The sequence below is a fragment of the Vibrio rarus genome (assembly GCF_024347075.1).
Classification (GTDB): domain Bacteria; phylum Pseudomonadota; class Gammaproteobacteria; order Enterobacterales; family Vibrionaceae; genus Vibrio; species Vibrio rarus.
In genome coordinates, this window is sequence record NZ_AP024900.1 from 2,664,995 (window position 1) to 2,682,561 (window position 17,567).

Annotated in this window: 12 protein-coding genes; 7 read left to right on the top strand and 5 right to left on the bottom strand. The window is 44.5% G+C overall.

The window, feature by feature from the left end; translation table 11 throughout:
• The first annotated feature begins 2 nt into the window (after window positions 1-2).
• Window positions 3-689, top strand: a complete 687-nt coding sequence (gene trmH, locus OCU56_RS12135; RefSeq protein WP_261873450.1) for a tRNA (guanosine(18)-2'-O)-methyltransferase TrmH — start codon at window positions 3-5, stop codon at window positions 687-689.
• Between the two features lie 38 nt (window positions 690-727).
• Here the strand turns inward: trmH and radC are convergent, their stop codons facing one another.
• Entirely contained in the window at window positions 728-1,402 is a 675-nt protein-coding gene (gene radC / locus OCU56_RS12140; RefSeq protein WP_261873451.1) for a RadC family protein, read from the bottom strand.
• A 175-nt stretch (window positions 1,403-1,577) separates the two neighbouring features.
• On the opposite strand from radC, the gene coaBC reads away from it, so the two are divergent.
• The 5 genes from coaBC to lpxL (OCU56_RS12165) all read left to right on the top strand — a co-directional run bounded on the left by coaBC (window position 1,578) and on the right by lpxL (OCU56_RS12165) (window position 6,123).
• Window positions 1,578-2,780 carry a bifunctional phosphopantothenoylcysteine decarboxylase/phosphopantothenate--cysteine ligase CoaBC gene (gene coaBC / locus OCU56_RS12145; protein WP_261873452.1) on the top strand — a complete coding sequence of 401 codons (1,203 nt, stop codon included), beginning with the start codon at window positions 1,578-1,580 and terminating at the stop codon, window positions 2,778-2,780.
• Window positions 2,781-2,790: 10 nt separating this feature from the next.
• Window positions 2,791-3,246, top strand: coding sequence for a dUTP diphosphatase (gene dut / locus OCU56_RS12150; RefSeq protein ID WP_261873453.1), 456 nt, complete (start codon window positions 2,791-2,793; stop codon window positions 3,244-3,246).
• 52 nt (window positions 3,247-3,298) lie between these two features.
• Window positions 3,299-3,889: a nucleoid occlusion factor SlmA gene (slmA, locus tag OCU56_RS12155; protein WP_261873454.1), complete on the top strand. Its 591-nt coding sequence runs from the start codon at window positions 3,299-3,301 to the stop codon at window positions 3,887-3,889.
• Between the two features lie 15 nt (window positions 3,890-3,904).
• On the top strand, window positions 3,905-4,858 hold the full coding sequence (lpxL, locus tag OCU56_RS12160) for an LpxL/LpxP family Kdo(2)-lipid IV(A) lauroyl/palmitoleoyl acyltransferase (RefSeq protein ID WP_261873455.1): 954 nt from the start codon (window positions 3,905-3,907) through the stop codon (window positions 4,856-4,858).
• A gap of 320 nt (window positions 4,859-5,178) precedes the next feature.
• A complete protein-coding gene (lpxL, locus tag OCU56_RS12165) occupies window positions 5,179-6,123 on the top strand; it encodes an LpxL/LpxP family Kdo(2)-lipid IV(A) lauroyl/palmitoleoyl acyltransferase (RefSeq protein WP_261873456.1) in 945 nt (314 codons plus the stop codon).
• Window positions 6,124-6,189: 66 nt separating this feature from the next.
• On the opposite strand, the gene hemE is transcribed toward lpxL (OCU56_RS12165), so the two are convergent.
• Together hemE and nudC are read right to left on the bottom strand one after the other, a co-directional pair.
• On the bottom strand, window positions 6,190-7,257 hold the full coding sequence (gene hemE / locus OCU56_RS12170; RefSeq protein WP_261873457.1) for a uroporphyrinogen decarboxylase: 1,068 nt from the start codon (window positions 7,255-7,257) through the stop codon (window positions 6,190-6,192).
• Window positions 7,258-7,398: 141 nt separating this feature from the next.
• Window positions 7,399-8,175, bottom strand: coding sequence for an NAD(+) diphosphatase (gene nudC / locus OCU56_RS12175; RefSeq protein ID WP_261873458.1), 777 nt, complete (start codon window positions 8,173-8,175; stop codon window positions 7,399-7,401).
• A 173-nt stretch (window positions 8,176-8,348) separates the two neighbouring features.
• Here nudC and rsd point away from each other — a divergent pair, with 173 nt between their 5' ends.
• Window positions 8,349-8,843, top strand: coding sequence for a sigma D regulator (rsd, locus tag OCU56_RS12180; RefSeq protein WP_261873459.1), 495 nt, complete (start codon window positions 8,349-8,351; stop codon window positions 8,841-8,843).
• A gap of 308 nt (window positions 8,844-9,151) precedes the next feature.
• Here rsd and rpoC read toward each other — a convergent pair whose 3' ends face one another.
• Window positions 9,152-13,360, bottom strand: coding sequence for a DNA-directed RNA polymerase subunit beta' (gene rpoC, locus OCU56_RS12185; protein WP_261873460.1), 4,209 nt, complete (start codon window positions 13,358-13,360; stop codon window positions 9,152-9,154).
• 73 nt (window positions 13,361-13,433) lie between these two features.
• The gene (gene rpoB, locus OCU56_RS12190) at window positions 13,434-17,462 is read right to left on the bottom strand and encodes a DNA-directed RNA polymerase subunit beta (RefSeq protein ID WP_261873461.1); all 4,029 of its coding nucleotides are present in this window, start codon (window positions 17,460-17,462) and stop codon (window positions 13,434-13,436) included.
• Between the last annotated feature and the right edge of the window lie 105 nt (window positions 17,463-17,567).

Here is a 17,567-nt window from a genome sequence, read left to right on the forward strand (position 1 = left end):
CCATGAGCCCAGAACGCTATCAAAAAATAGTTTCCGTGTTAAAGGCTCGCCAAGTGGATTTAACGCTTTGTTTAGAGCAAGTGCATAAACCTAATAACGTATCTGCAGTCATTCGAACTGCAGATGCGGCCGGTTTACACAAAATCCATGCGGTATGGCCAAATGAAAACATGCGCACTCTAGGGCACACTTCCGCTGGCGCTCGAAACTGGGTAGAAGTCGATACCCATGACACCACTCAAGCAGCCTATCAACACTTAAAAGATCAAGGGATGCAAATCCTAGTCACTAATTTGTCTGACACGGCCGTTGATTTTCGAGAGGTGGATTATACCAAGCCTACGGCAATCGTATTAGGTGGTGAGAAATTTGGTACCAGTAAATTTGCCGTAGAAATGGCCGACCAAGATATTATTATTCCTATGGTAGGCATGGTGCAATCTCTTAACGTGTCCGTGGCAAGTGCATTAATTTTGTTTGAGGCCCAGCGCCAACGACACAACAAAAACATGTACAACCACCCAGCCACACCATTGTCCGATAGTGCTATCCATAAAATCCTATTTGAACGAGGCCACCCTGTGCTGGCTAAAGTCGCGAAACGTAAGAAACTGCCTTATCCTGCCCTTGATGACTCTGGGCAAATTATGGCGGATCAAGATTGGTGGGCACAAATGCAACGCAAATAATGGCTGTGATTATCTGCAACCATCATTATGTGTCACTGCTACATCCATCCACGCTCAGCAAATGACACCACCTCTCCATCACCAACAACAAAATGATCTAATATCCGAATATCCACCAGCGCTAGAGCATCCACTAACCTACGTGTAATTCGCTTATCTGCCTGACTCGGCTCAGCCACTCCCGAAGGGTGATTGTGTGCTAAAATCAGCGCGCATGCATTGTGCTGTAAAGAGCGCTTAACCACCTCTCTTGGATAAACATTGGCTGCATCTATTGTGCCTTCAAATAAAGATTCATGGTTTATGACTCTGTGCTGGTTATCCAGAAATAACACATAGAAAACTTCACGCTGTTTATCTCTCAACAAGCTCAACAAAAATAGCTTGGTTTGCTGTGGACTGGTCAGTGCATCGCCTTTTTCTAAGGTTTCGGCCAAATAACGTTGTGTCATTTCTAGGAAAGCCTGCAATTGCACATACTTCGCTTGTCCTAACCCTTTATGTGCGCAAAATGCCTCCTGTGTGGCGGTCAATATATGCCGTAGTGACCCAAAGGATTTAAGTAAATGATCCGCCAACTCCAAAACATTCATTCCTTGGCAACCTGTGCGCAAAAAAATGGCGAGTAACTCAGCATCGGTTAAGGATTCAGGCCCTTGATTGAGCAACTTTTCTCGAGGAAGAGACTCTTTAGGGAGTTCTTTTAATGTCATCTCATTTCCTTACCGATCTATTTAAGAGTGTAGTATTGATGCAAAATACCCATCACGGGTGAGACGTTAAGTAAAATTAGCACCGAACTCGCAACCAATCAGTCCACTTGTCAAACTCTAAATCCAGCCCAATATATGGTATGGTTACCTTATTAATTTGATTGAGAAAACAAGCATGCAACCTCTTGAAGGGAAAAAAATCGTTCTCGGTATCAGCGGTGGTATCGCAGCGTATAAATGTGCAGAATTAACCCGTCGCCTCAGCGAACGAGGCGCACAAGTTAAAATTATCATGACCAAAGCGGCCCAGGAGTTTATTACTCCATTAACCATGCAAGCCGTCTCTGGGCATCCTGTTTCCGACAGTTTATTTGATCCTGCCGCCGAAGCGTCGATGGGACATATAGAAATAGCCAAATGGGCCGATTTAGTCTTGCTGGCGCCCGCTACAGCGGATCTTATCGCACGTATGTCAGCAGGTATGGGCAATGATCTACTCAGTACGTTTGTCTTAGCAACCGATGCTCCTGTGGCTGTGTCTCCAGCAATGAATCAGCAGATGTATAGCAATATCGCAACCCAAGAAAACCTTGCCACCTTACAGCGTCGTGGCATGTTTATTTGGGGTCCTGCCTCTGGTGAACAAGCGTGTGGGGATATTGGCGCAGGAAGAATGCTTGAGCCGATGCAGTTAGTGGAACTCTGTATTGCACATTTTCAACCTAAACTGCTACAAGGAAAAAAAATAACCATTACCGCAGGCCCTACGCAAGAAGCCATTGATCCAGTGAGATTCATATCCAATCATAGCTCAGGAAAAATGGGCTTCGCTCTAGCAGAACAAGCCGCTAGATTAGGCGCAGAAGTCACCCTGATTAGCGGCCCGGTTAGCTTAACGACACCAAGTAACGTGAAGCGCATCAACGTATTAAGCGCCGAACAAATGCACGAGGCAGCCTTACAGGTTGCACCATCGCAGGATATATTCATTGGTTGCGCAGCTGTGGCGGATTATCGCCCTGCACTTATTGCACAACAAAAAATGAAAAAAACAGCGGATTGTGATGAGCTTGTGATACGCATGGTGAAAAACCCAGATATTATCGCCAGCGTCGCCGGTCTCACACAACACAGGCCTTTTACTGTAGGCTTTGCCGCTGAAACTCAAAACGTAGAAAAGTACGCCATGGATAAACTGGCCAGAAAGAATCTAGATCTGATCTGTGCAAACGATGTTTCTCAAACTGGTATCGGCTTCAATTCTAACGATAATACTCTTAATCTTTACTGGCGTAATGGCAACAAAGCTTTTCCGCTAGCGAGCAAACAAGCTCTAGCAAAAAATATACTAGAACACATTATAGAACTAACCCAATAAGCATTTCCTAATGAAAAAAATTGATTTAAAGATATTAGACCCACGTATTGGCAAGCAATTCCCTCTTCCTCAATATGCCACTGAAGGATCTGCGGGCTTAGATTTACGCGCTTGCCTAGATGAAGCCTTAATTGTGACCCCAGGTACCACTCATTTAGTACCAACAGGGTTGGCCATACACATAGGTGACTCCAGTTTAGCGGCCACCATTTTACCCCGCTCAGGCCTTGGTCATAAACACGGCATAGTACTGGGTAACCTTGTTGGTTTAATTGACTCGGATTATCAAGGGCAGCTTATGGTGTCAGTGTGGAACCGAGGACAGGATACTTTTACTATCGAACCCGGCGACCGTATTGCACAACTGGTGTTTGTTCCTGTCGTTCAAGCCGAATTCAACCTTGTAGAGGACTTTGATAGCTCTTCTCGCGGTGAAGGTGGTTTTGGTCACTCAGGCAGAAATTAGTTTAAGCACCCTATTACTGCAGTCAAAGAATAAGATAAAAAGGACGTAATAAATGACAGGCAAACGTAGTTCAAATCGTCGTGACGAGATTTTACAAGCTCTTGCTTTGATGCTGGAGTCCAGCGATGGTACATCCCGAATTACTACGGCTAAATTAGCACAGCAAGTAGGCGTTTCAGAGGCCGCTCTTTATCGCCACTTCCCTAGTAAAGCGCGCATGTTTGAAGGGCTGATTGATTTTATTGAACAATCGGTTCTGGTTCGTATCAATCAAATTATGGATCAAGAAAAAGACACCATGGTTCGACTGCACGAAGTTTTACGCTTTATCTTACTCTTTGCTGAACATAATAAAGGTCTTTCTCGCATCCTCTCTGGACATGCACTAATGTTTGAGAATGAGCGACTTAGAGATCGAATTAATCAACTCTTTAGCAAAATAGAAAGCCAACTTAAGCAGATCTTAAGAGAGAGAATGCTTCGAGAAGGTAAAGGCTTTGCTACTGACGAAAAAATACTGGCTGCCATTGTATTAAGCTATGTGGAAGGACGACTCAATCGCTTTGTACGCAGTGACTTTAAAATAAAACCCTCTGCTGGGTTTGATGATTATTGGAGCATTCTCAACCAGCAACTTGCTTAACTTGTAGGAAGGAATATGAATAAATACGCCCCACCTCAGTTTTCCATCAAACTTCTTCATCCTAAATACTGGGGAGTTTGGTTTAGTTTTGGTGTTCTTGCATTGTTTGTAAACCTATTGCCTTACCCACTACTGCTTAAGAGTGGTCAAGCTCTTGGTATGCTAGGCACAAAACTAGCAAAAAGCCGAGTTAAAGTGGCTAAACGCAACTTAGAATTGGCCTTTCCTGATAAAGGCCAAGATGAAATCGCTCAACTTACTGAAGAAAACCTAAAAAATACCGGGTTAGCCTTTATTGAAATGGGTATGACTTGGTTTTGGCCTACATGGCGACTAAAGCGTCGTATCCGCACGACTAATTTTCAACAAGCTATCGACTTTGAAAAAGAAGGGCGTGGAGTACTTCTATGTCACCCACATACCCTAAACTTAGAGATCAGTGCCCGTGCATTCGCCGTGCTTGGCTATCCGGGCAGTGGTGTGTATCGACCAAACAACAATCCAGTGTACGATTTAATTCAATACTGGGGGCGCACTCATAATGGTAATACCTTAGTCGACCGCAAAAACGTGAAAGAGATGATTCGCGTTTTAAAACGTGGGCAACGTCTTTTCTACTTAGGTGACCATGATTATGGACGTAACAAATCGGTTTTTGTGCCCTTCTTTGCCGTAAAAGATGCGTGTACGACAACGGGAGCCAATATGTTGTTCTCCCTAACAAACTGCGCCATGATCCCCGTAACCGGTTTTAGAGATGAAAAAGGCTTATATGATTTGAATCTTGCTGATTCTATTCATGAGCATTTCCCAAAAGACGATTTAGCCGCAGGTGCCACTATGATGAATGAAGCCTACGAAAAGGTCATCATGCGCCAAATTGACCAGTGGATGTGGGTACATAAACGCTATAAAACAATGGCAGATGAAACCCTCCCTCGAGGGTTACGATATAAATCACAACAATAACACCCACAATCACTTAGCTCTACAGTAACATCCTGTAAAAGGTGTTAAACTCCATTATCTCTATTTGAACTTTAGATATGCTTTTTTAAAACTAAAGCATATCTAATACCGAACTTATTCAGTAGCCGATCAGACATCGGGGTTTAACACTTGATAACCACATTGACGTTTTTGATTGTAAAATAACGACTTATCAAAAATATCTCCCTTGTTCCCAAGTGCTTTTCCAACCCTATTTCTGAGCGTGTCCTTACTGTAAACGGTATAAAGTCGCCTACTCGCCAATACAGCCAGTCTGCACCTTACCTATTTAGGATTTTATGAGTAAATACGATAACCCCACCTTTAGCGCAAAGTTATTGCATCCCATTTATTGGGGGGTCTGGTTTGGCTTTGGCTTGCTTGCCTTGATTGTGAATATTTTGCCTCTGGCCATCCTGCTGCCTTTCGGTCGTAGCTTAGGCAAGATGGCGATGCCTTTTGCGAGAAGCCGTGTAAAAGTAGCAAAGCGAAACCTTGAGCTCGCCTTTCCGAACATGGCGCAAGATGAAATTGAGCGCATTGTTATTGAAAACTTTAAGAATACGGGTTTTGCACTATTTGAAACGGGCATTACTTGGTTTTGGCCTACATGGCGACTAAAGCGACACATCAAAGTCCATAATGCTAAGCACATTATAGAGTGTGCAAAGCAGAAAAAAGGGGTGTTAGTATGCCACCCTCACGCACTAAATTTAGAAGTCAGTGCCCGCGCTTTTGCTATTCTTGGCTACCCCGGACATGGTGTCTATCGACCACATTCCAATCCTGCCTATAACCTCATTCAATACTGGGGGCGCACACATAATGGCAATAAAGTGATTGATCGTAAAAATCTAAAAGAGATGATCCGAACCCTTAAAAGTGGCGAACGTCTTTTCTATTTAGGTGATCACGATTATGGACGCAACAAAGCGGTATTTGTGCCCTTTTTCGCTGTGAAAGAAGCGTGTACAGTCACCGGAGCCAACATTTTAGCCAAAGTAACGGATTGTGCGATCATCCCTATGACAGGCTTTCGTGATACAGACAACAAGTGGGAGCTTTATTTTGATGATCCCATTCATGAGCAGTTCCCTAAAGACGATTTAGAAGCGGGAGCCACTTACATGAACAAGGCGTTAGAAAAAGCTATTTTACGAAAAGTGGATCAATGGATGTGGCTACATAAACGCTTTAAAACAGCAAAAGATGAAAGCCTGCCAAAGGGCTACCTCTATAAGTAATTTTGATGCAAATTAAAAGGGTCGGAATAAGCAATGCTCATTCCGACCCTTTTTACATCTTGCTAGTTACTTATGGTATGGCTTAGAAAGCTCATGAACCGCATCCACAAACACCCCTGCATTCTCTGGGGGTACGTCTAAATGAATACCATGGCCTAAGTTAAACACATGCCCAGTACCTTCACTGCCAAACCCTTCCAGAATGGTGCCGACCTCTTGACGAATACGCTCAGGTTGAGCATAGAGCATCGATGGGTCCATATTACCTTGTAGAGCGACTTTATCGCCAATACGCTTCTTCGCATCAGCAATGTTTATCGTCCAATCAAGCCCTACGGCATCACACCCTGTCGCGGCAATCGATTCCAACCACATGCCACCATTTTTGGTAAACAGGGTGACGGGGACACGACGCCCTTCATTTTTACGAATTAGGCCATCAACGATTTTATGCATGTATTGCAATGAGAACTCATTGTAATCGCGCGGGGTAAGTACTCCACCCCAAGTATCAAAGACCATCACAGACTGCGCTCCTGCCTTGATTTGGGCGTTCAAATACTCAATTACGCTATCTGCTAACTTATCCAGTAGCAGGTGCAATGTCGCCGGCTCTGCATACATCATTTTTTTTATTTTGGTGAAGGCTTTAGAGCTGCCACCTTCAACCATGTAGGTAGCTAGTGTCCAAGGGCTTCCTGAGAAGCCTATCAAAGGGACCTCCCCTTGCAAGTCCTTACGAATCTGACGCACCGCATTCATAACGTATTGCAGTTCACCTTCAGGATCAGGCAGACCTATCTTAGCGACATCAGCTTTACAGGTAATCGGACGCTCAAATTTAGGCCCTTCACCCGTTTCAAAGTACAAACCCAACCCCATTGCATCAGGAATAGTGAGAATGTCAGAAAACAGAATAGCTGCATCTAAAGGAAAGCGACGCAACGGCTGTAAGGTGACTTCTGAAGCTAGCTCTGCATTTTTACATAGGGACATAAAGTCACCAGCAACTGACCGGGTTGCTCGGTATTCCGGCAGGTAACGCCCCGCTTGGCGCATCATCCATACTGGTGTGTAATCCACCGGTTGCTTTAACAAAGCGCGCAAGTAACAATCATTTTTTAATTCAGTCATTTTTTAGATCTTAGTCCCTTACTATAGATGCGTTATATTAACACTTTTCACTTATTGGCAATATTTAAGGATTGCGCGTTTGATCATATTATGCGCACTTAAAACCACGATTTAATGTATTACGCCTAGTGCACAGAACCTCTATAGCGATTTGATCAGATCAACTGTTGAGTTAATTAACGCTTTAGCGATAGTGCCATCTGGAGCCACTTCAGGTAACTCATCGTAATCAAACCATTTGGCATCGCTCAATTCTTTATAATCGGGCTTCACGTCTCCTGCTTGATAATCGGCGAGAAAACCCATCATCATACTGCTCGGAAACGCCCATGGCTGACTACTGAAATAACGAATATTTTGTACATCAATACCCGTTTCTTCTTTTACTTCGCGCGCGACGCACTGCTCTAAGGTCTCTCCTACCTCAAGAAAACCGGCAATGACTGTATACATATTGCCTTTGTGTCTTGGGTGCTGCGCCAATAAAATTTGTTTATCTTTACGCACGGCAACAATGACACAAGGAAAGATACGAGGATAGTGTAACGTGCGACATTGCTGGCACTGCATTGCCAACTGATTATGGTTAAACCGATTTCGACCACCGCATTGGCCACAAAAGCGCATGGTTTGCGTCATATGACCATATTGCACCGCTTTGCTTACGAGTAAAAATAACGCTTCTGGCAAATGCAGTAATTCACGTAGTGATACCATCGGCAATGCAGATTCTACGTCATTGTCATTCAACCAGTATACCGGATGGTCTTTGTAACAGCCGATATCTATCGCCTTAACTACCGCGTCACCAAGCTCATTACCATCACCCAAAGGCAACTGACCATCGCGTAGCCACACATCGCTGCCGTTAACCACCAGCCAATATGCCGCACTTTGATGTTTACTTTTTTTTAACATCTCTTTATCTCTTTGCTTGCAGTTCTATCATTTTACTGGCAATCTAAATCTATACCAGTGGCAAGGAATAATTGATTTTACGCTATTGGGATAAAGCACTATCTCTCTATTAATATGGAACTCTCTCGTTATGTTCGAGAGCTTTACCCGACCGGTAAAGAGATCATGAGGACATGGTCATGCTAAACAAATTCAGACAAGTACAAGAAGAATGGGGTGGCTCTAGTGAAGTCATTGACCATTGGCTAGAAACCCGCCAAGCATTGTTGGTTGGGTATGTAAAACTGGCCGCTTTACAGCCATCATCAACATCGTCGAATGTTGCCATGTTACCTTCTAAAGAAGAACTTCAACACTTCTCTCAACAACTTGTTGATTATATCTCTGAAGGGCACTTTAAAATCTATGACATGGTGATGGACAAATGGAGCGCTACAGGGTTTCAATCCACTGATGAAATCAGCCAAACATACGCGAAAATTGTTCTCACTACCGAGCCTCTGCTCAGTTTTACTGATAAATATGCAGAAATTGGAGTGAATGACGATCTTGAAGATTATGAGAGCGACATGTCTAAAGTTGGCGAAGTGCTCGAACTTAGGTTTGAAGTGGAAGATAGGTTAATTCAGCTTATTGCTGATAGTTTAGCCATGCCTCCCGGTGCCTAACTCGCCGCACTAATTAATGTTATTCCTAGGAAGCTCAATGATGCCTCCTAGGTTTACTTGTCTCTAATACCATAAAGATAACCTATCCGTCATACCATCACAGTAATTAAGTGGTCAGAAATAGCGCAGGAAAACACTGAGAACAAGCGCTATTTTTGATAAGTAGTTGTTCTACATTTAAAAAGTTGCTACGCCATTATCAAGTGTTTTAACAAGCTAGAATGGTCTGTTAATTATTAATTACTTAAATTGCACCCATTAAAAAAGGCACCCTGAGGTGCCTTTTTGCTATCAGCTAGAAAGCTCGATTACTCGTCAGAGAAACCTGCGTTCAGTAGTGCAGCCAAGTTATCCGTTGCTTGTTCAGCAGATGGACCTTGTTGCTCTTCACGGCTAGCTTGACGATTTTGGTGGTAAGCGAAACCCGTACCCGCTGGGATCAAACGACCCACGATTACGTTTTCTTTCAGACCACGAAGCTCATCACGCTTACCAGAAACTGCAGCTTCTGTAAGTACGCGAGTTGTCTCCTGGAACGATGCCGCAGAAATGAACGACTCAGTAGCTAGAGATGCTTTCGTGATACCTAGTAGTTCACGTTCAAAGCCTGCTGGCTCTTTACCTTCTGCTTCTAGTGCACGGTTAGCAATCTTAACTTGTGAGTATTCAACCTGCTCGCCAGGTAGGAAGTCAGAGTCACCCGCTTTAGTGATAGTACACTTACGTAGCATTTGACGAACGATAGTCTCAATGTGCTTATCGTTAATCTTAACGCCTTGTAGTCGGTAAACTTCTTGTACTTCGTTAGCGATGTACTGAGTCATAGCATGAATACCACGTAAACGTAGGATGTCATGTGGAGTCTCAGGACCGTCGGCGATTACATCACCACGTTCAACCTTCTCACCTTCGAATACGTTAAGCTGACGATGCTTAGGAATCATCTCTTCGTAGGTTTCTCCACCTTCGCGAGTGATTACTAGGCGACGTTTACCTTTCGTTTCTTTACCAAATGACACACTACCAGTGTGCTCAGCAAGAATCGCAGGCTCTTTCGGCTTACGTGCTTCAAATAGGTCGGCTACGCGTGGTAGACCACCAGTGATATCTTTGTTACCGCCAGATTTCTGAGGGATACGTGCTAGTGTGTCACCCACACCCACTTCCGCACCATCTTCAATGTTGACAATTGCTTTACCAGGTAGGAAGTATTGAGCTGGCATATCAGTGCCAGGGATCATTACATCATTACCTTTTTCATCAACAAGTTTGATGGCTGGACGCATGTCTTTACCTGCGGCAGGACGTGCAGCAGCATCAGTGACTTCGCTTGAAGATAGACCCGTTAGGTCATCCGTGTGGCGAGCAACCGTTACGCCATCAATCATGTCAACGTACTGGATGCGACCTGCCACTTCAGTGATGATTGGCAGTGTATGCGCTTCCCAGTTTGCAACAACATATCCAGACTGCAACGAAGTAGATTCGATATCGCTTTCTTTGATGTTAAGAACTGTACCGTAAGGCAGTTTGTGTTTCTCTTTCGTACGACCTAACGCATCAACGATGGTTAGTTCAGATGCACGAGAAGTCACAACTAGCTTGCCGTCTTTGTTCACAACGAATTTAACGTTGTGAAGGAACGGTGTACCTTCGTTCTTAGTTTGAACGCTGTTCTCAGCAGCCGCTGTCGATGCAGCACCACCGATGTGGAACGTACGCATGGTAAGCTGTGTACCCGGTTCACCGATAGACTGAGCAGCGATAACACCAACTGCTTCACCTTGGTTCACTAGGTGACCACGTGCTAGGTCACGACCGTAACACAATGCACAACAACCGAAGTCAGCATCACAGGTAACTACTGAGCGCACTTTCATGCGGTCTACAGAGTTTTCGTCCATGATTTGACACCACTTCTCATCAATCAGAGTATTACGTGGGATCAGAACTTCTTCAGTACCAGGCTTAAGAACGTCATCAGCGACAACACGACCTAGAGCTAACTCAGAAAGTGGCACTTTAACGTCACCACCTTCGATATGAGGCATCATTTCAACGCCTTCATGAGTACCACAGTCATGTTCGTGAACTACCACATCCTGTGCAACGTCTACTAGACGACGCGTTAGATAACCGGAGTTCGCTGTTTTCAGTGCTGTATCCGCAAGACCCTTACGAGCACCGTGCGTTGAGATAAAGTACTGAAGTACGTTTAGACCTTCTTTAAAGTTCGCTGTGATTGGCGTCTCGATGATTGAACCATCTGGACGAGCCATCAGACCACGCATACCAGCAAGCTGACGAATCTGCGCTGCAGAACCACGAGCACCGGAGTCAGCCATCATGTAGATGCTGTTAAACGATTCTTGTTGTTCTTCTTCACCATCACGGTTAACTACAGTTTCAGAAGATAGGTTATCCATCATTGCTTTCGCAACGCGGTCATTGGTCGATGCCCAAATATCGATAACTTTGTTGTAGCGCTCACCCGCTGTTACCAAACCAGATTGGTATTGCTCTTGGATTTCGCGTACTTCTTCTTCAGCTGATTCAATCTCATCGTATTTAGCTTGTGGTACAACCATATCGTCGATACCAACAGATACGCCAGATAGTGCAGCGTATGCAAAACCTGTGTACATGATTTGGTCAGCGAACACTACAGTGTCTTTTAAGCCAAGGTTACGGTAAGCCTCATCAAGAAGTTTAGAAATCTGTTTCTTACCAAGCTTTTGGTTTACTAGTTCAAACGGTAGGCCCGCTGGAACGATCTGCCATAACATTGCACGACCAACAGTCGTATCAAAAAGCTTAGTTTCAGTAGTCAGATTACCGTCATCATCTTTGATGGTTTCAGTAAGACGAACTTTTACACGCGCGTGCAGTTCAGCGCTCTTAGTGCGGTATGCCTTTTCAGCCTCTTCTGGGCCGGCAAGGTACATGCCTTCACCTTTCACGTTTACTTTTTCACGAGTCATGTAGTAAAGACCCAATACAACGTCCTGAGAAGGTACGATGATAGGATCACCTGACGCTGGCGACAGAATGTTATTCGTCGACATCATCAGTGTACGTGCTTCAAGTTGAGCTTCCAGAGTTAGAGGTACGTGTACCGCCATCTGGTCACCATCGAAGTCGGCGTTATACGCAGCACACACAAGTGGGTGCAACTGCATTGCTTTACCTTCGATCAATACTGGTTCGAACGCTTGGATACCTAGACGGTGAAGTGTCGGTGCACGGTTCAATAGTACTGGGTGTTCGCGAATAACTTCGTCTAGGATATCCCAAACGACAGCTTCTTCACGCTCTACCATTTTCTTAGCCGCTTTGATCGTTGTCGCTAGACCACGAAGCTCAAGCTTGCTGTAGATGAATGGTTTAAATAGCTCAAGTGCCATCTTCTTAGGAAGACCACACTGATGTAGACGAAGGTATGGACCTACTGTAATTACAGAACGGCCAGAGTAGTCTACACGCTTACCAAGTAAGTTCTGACGGAAACGACCTTGTTTACCCTTGATCATATCAGCAAGAGATTTCAGAGGACGTTTGTTAGAACCTGTGATAGCACGACCGCGACGACCGTTATCAAGAAGCGCATCAACAGACTCTTGCAGCATACGTTTTTCATTTCGTACGATGATGTCCGGAGCTGATAGCTCTAGTAGACGCTTCAAACGGTTGTTACGGTTGATAACACGGCGGTATAGGTCGTTCAGATCAGAAGTCGCAAAACGACCGCCATCTAGTGGAACTAGAGGACGTAGATCTGGTGGCAGTACTGGAAGTACTGTCAAGATCATCCACTCAGGGTTGTTACCCGAAGATACGAATGATTCAACTAGCTTCAAACGCTTAGTTACTTTTTTGCGCTTAGTTTCAGAGTTAGTTGTTCCTAGCTCTTCACGCATTAGTTCAGCTTCTTGCACAAGATCCATGGTAGAAAGCAGATCTTTGATTGCTTCTGCACCCATCTTAGCTGTGAACTCGTCACCCCACTCTTCTAGTTTGTCCAGATACTCTTCTTCAGTAAGCATCTGTCCTTTTTCTAGATCAGTCATACCCGGTTCTGTTACTACGTACATTTCGAAGTAAAGAACACGTTCGATATCACGTAATGGGATATCCATTAGTAGACCGATGCGAGACGGTAGTGATTTTAGGAACCAAATATGTGCTACAGGCGACGCTAGCTCGATGTGGCCCATACGGTCACGACGAACTTTAGTTTGTGTAACTTCAACGCCACACTTCTCACAGATAACACCGCGGTGCTTCAGACGCTTGTATTTGCCACATAGACATTCGTAATCTTTGACTGGGCCAAAAATACGCGCACAGAACAAACCATCACGTTCAGGCTTGAACGTACGATAGTTGATCGTCTCTGGCTTTTTCACTTCACCAAAAGACCATGAACGAATCATGTCCGGTGAAGAAAGACCGATTTTGATAGCATCAAATTCTTCAGTCTTGTGTTGTGCTTTAAGAAAGTTTAGTAAATCTTTCACTGTCAGCTCCTGCAAGGAGTTAAAAGGCGCTCGAGGAGCGCCCTCTTACCAAGTAATCACTTTTTAAAAAGGATTACTCTTCGTCTTCTAGCTCGATGTTAATACCTAGCGAGCGAATTTCTTTCAACAATACGTTGAAGGATTCCGGCATGCCTGGTTCCATCGAGTGGTTGCCATCTACGATGTTCTTATACATCTTAGTACGGCCATTCACGTCATCCGACTTAACGGTTAACATTTCTTGTAGAGTGTAAGCAGCACCGTATGCTTCTAGTGCCCATACTTCCATCTCACCGAAACGCTGACCACCGAACTGAGCTTTACCACCAAGTGGTTGCTGAGTTACTAGGCTGTAAGAACCGGTTGAACGTGCGTGCATCTTGTCATCAACCAAGTGGTTCAGTTTCAGCATGTACATGTAACCTACTGTTACAGGACGCTCAAACGAATCACCAGTACGGCCGTCAAACAATTTAAGCTGACCTGATTCAGGTAAATCACCTAGTTTCAGTAGTTTCTTGATGTTCTTCTCAGAAGCACCGTCAAATACTGGAGTCGCGATTGGTAGACCGCCACGTAGGTTCTTAACTAGCGTACGAACTTGATCGTCCGATAGTTCAGCAATGTCAACGTCTTGACGAGTATCACCAAGATCATAAACCTTCTGTAAGAACTCACGGAACTTAGCCAGTTCCTGTTGCTCTTTAACCATTTGGTTGATCTTGTCACCGATACCTTTAGCCGCTAGACCCAAGTGAACTTCAAGGATCTGGCCGATGTTCATACGTGATGGTACACCCAGTGGGTTCAGAACGATATCGACAGGTTGACCTTTCTCATCGTAAGGCATGTCTTCAACAGGGTTGATCTTAGAGATTACACCCTTGTTACCATGACGACCCGCCATTTTATCACCAGGCTGGATACGACGACGAACCGCTAAGTAAACCTTAACGATTTTTAGTACGCCAGGGGCTAGGTCATCACCTTGAGTGATCTTACGACGCTTAGTTTCAAACTTCTTATCAAAGTCAGCTTTTAGTTCGTCGTATTGCTCTGCAAGTTGCTCAAGTTGAGATTGCAGTGCGTCATCTTCAAGAGTTTGCTCTAACCACTGTTTACGGTTAATTGTATCCAGTTTCGCTTCTGAGTAACCACCAGAAATCAATACAGCACGAACACGGTTTAGAAGGCCACCCTCAAGAATCTGGAATTCTTCAGTAAGGTCTTTCTTCGCTTCTTTAAGCTGCATTTGCTCAATTTCTAGAGCACGTTTGTCTTTTTCAACGCCATCGCGAGTAAAGACTTGAACGTCAATGATAGTACCTGAAACAGAGTTTGGTACACGTAGTGACGTATCTTTAACATCAGATGCTTTTTCACCAAAGATTGCTCGTAGCAGTTTCTCTTCAGGAGTCAGTTGTGTTTCACCTTTAGGGGTTACTTTACCAACTAGGATGTCACCACCCTTAACTTCAGCACCAATGTAAACGATACCTGACTCATCCAATTTAGATAGAGCGGCTTCACCTACGTTTGGAATATCAGCAGTGATTTCTTCAGAACCAAGCTTAGTATCACGCGCCACACAAGATAGTTCTTGAATGTGGATAGTAGTAAAGCGATCTTCTTGTACTACACGCTCAGAAACTAGGATTGAATCCTCAAAGTTATAACCATTCCAAGGCATGAATGCGATACGCATGTTTTGGCCAAGAGCCAATTCGCCAAGGTCAGTTGAAGGACCATCTGCTAGCACGTCTCCGCGTGATACTGGTTCACCAGGTAGCACGGTAGGACGTTGGTTAATACAAGTGTTCTGGTTAGAACGCGTGTATTTAGTTAGGTTATAGATATCGATACCGGCTTCGCCTGGTACCAATTCGTCTTCATTAACCTTAATTACGATGCGAGAAGCGTCTACAGACTGAACCATACCGCCACGTTTCGCTACCGCAGTAACACCAGAGTCAACCGCAATGTTGCGCTCAACACCAGTACCTACTAGAGGCTTATCAGCCTTAAGTGTAGGAACTGCCTGACGTTGCATGTTCGCACCCATCAATGCACGGTTTGCATCATCGTGCTCTAGGAATGGGATCAAAGATGCAGCGATAGATACTACCTGGTTCGTTGCAACATCCATATAGCTCACGTTTTCACGTGGGTGTAGACCAGATTCACCTTTCAAACGAGCGGTGATCAGTTCTTCACTAAATGTGTTGCTTTCAGTCAATATGGTGTTCGCCTGAGCGATAACGTATTGACCTTCTTCGATTGCAGATAAGTAATCAACTTCTTCTGTTACTACACCGTCAACAACACGACGATAAGGCGTTTCTAGGAAACCAAAATCGTTACAGCGTGCATAAGCAGACAGTGAGTTAATTAGACCGATGTTTGGACCTTCAGGAGTTTCGATCGGACATAGACGACCGTAGTGCGTAACGTGAACGTCACGAACCTCAAAGCCAGCACGCTCACGAGTTAGACCACCAGGACCTAACGCTGAGATACGACGTTTGTGAGTAACTTCTGAAAGCGGGTTGTTCTGATCCATAAACTGAGACAACTGAGAAGAGCCAAAGAACTCTTTCACTGCCGCAGAAATTGGCTTAGCGTTGATCAAATCTTGAGGCATGATGGCGTCAAGATCACCAAGGCTCAAACGCTCTTTAACAGCACGTTCAACACGAACTAGACCTACACGGAATTGGTTTTCAGCCATTTCGCCTACAGAGCGAATACGACGGTTACCAAGGTGATCGATATCATCCACTTCACCTTTACCATTACGGATAGAGATAAGCTTCTTCATCACTTCGATGATATCAGTTTCGTCTAGGATGCCTTGCTCGCCTGCGTCTTCACGCAAGATTGAGCTGTTAAACTTCATACGACCTACAGTAGATAGATCGTAGCGCTCTTCAGAGAAGAACAGGCTTTGGAATAAAGATTCAGCCGCATCTTTCGTTGGTGGCTCGCCAGGACGCATCATGCGGTAGATTTCTACCAATGCAGATAGACGGTCTGTAGTGCTGTCACCACGAAGCGTATCAGACATGAATGGACCATGATCTAGGTCATTCGTGAACAATACTTCTAGCTTAGAGTGACCTGCTTGCGCAAGGTTAGCTAGGCTTTCTAGGCTGAACTCTTGGTTAGCCGCAACAACGATTTCGCCAGTACTTTCATCGATATAGTCTTTAGACGCAACTTTACCAACGATGTAATCGACAGGTACTTCGATGAACTCAACGCCATCTTTTTCAAGATTGCGGATATGGCGAGCAGTCACACGACGGCCAGCTTCAACGTAAGTAGTACCATTTGCTTCAATATCAAAAGAAGCAGTCTCGCCACGTAGACGTTCTGGAACCAACTCCATCATTAGAGTTTGGTTTTGAACTTCAAAGCGTACTTTTTCGAAGAACAGATCTAGGATCTCTTCTGTCGTTTTACCCAATGCACGTAGGATAATAGACGCTGGAAGTTTACGACGACGGTCGATACGAACAAACAGGCTATCCTTAGGATCGAACTCAAAGTCTAACCATGAGCCACGGTAAGGAATAACGCGTGCGTTATATAAAACTTTACCAGAAGAGTGAGTCTTACCCTTATCGCTGTCGAAGAATACACCCGGGCTTCTGTGTAACTGGGATACGATAACCCTCTCGGTACCATTAATCACGAAGGTACCATTGTCCGTCATGAGTGGAATTTCACCCATGTAGACTTCTTGTTCTTTAATGTCTTTTACAGTACCAGCTGGTGCGTCTTTGTCGAATACAACTAGACGCAGCTTAACGCGCAGCGGTTTTGAATAAGTGATACCTCGGATTTGACATTCTTTAACATCAAATACAGGCTCACCAAGACGGTAGCTAACGTATTGCAGCTCAGAATTGCCGTTGTAGCTCTGAATTGGAAAAACAGAACGAAAAGCAGCTTCTAGACCGTGTTCTCCTTCAGGATCCTGTTCGATGAATTTATCGAAAGAATCAAGCTGGATCGATAGCAGGTATGGAACGTCCAAAACTTGTGGACGAGTACCAAAATCCTTACGGATGCGCTTTTTCTCGGTATAAGAGTAAACCATGGGGTTCCTCAGCTCGCTGATAAGTGACCCAACTGTCGATTGTTTGCACAAAACAAAAGACAGAGACTAACAACTGTTTTCAGTAATAACACTCCAAGGTGTTTG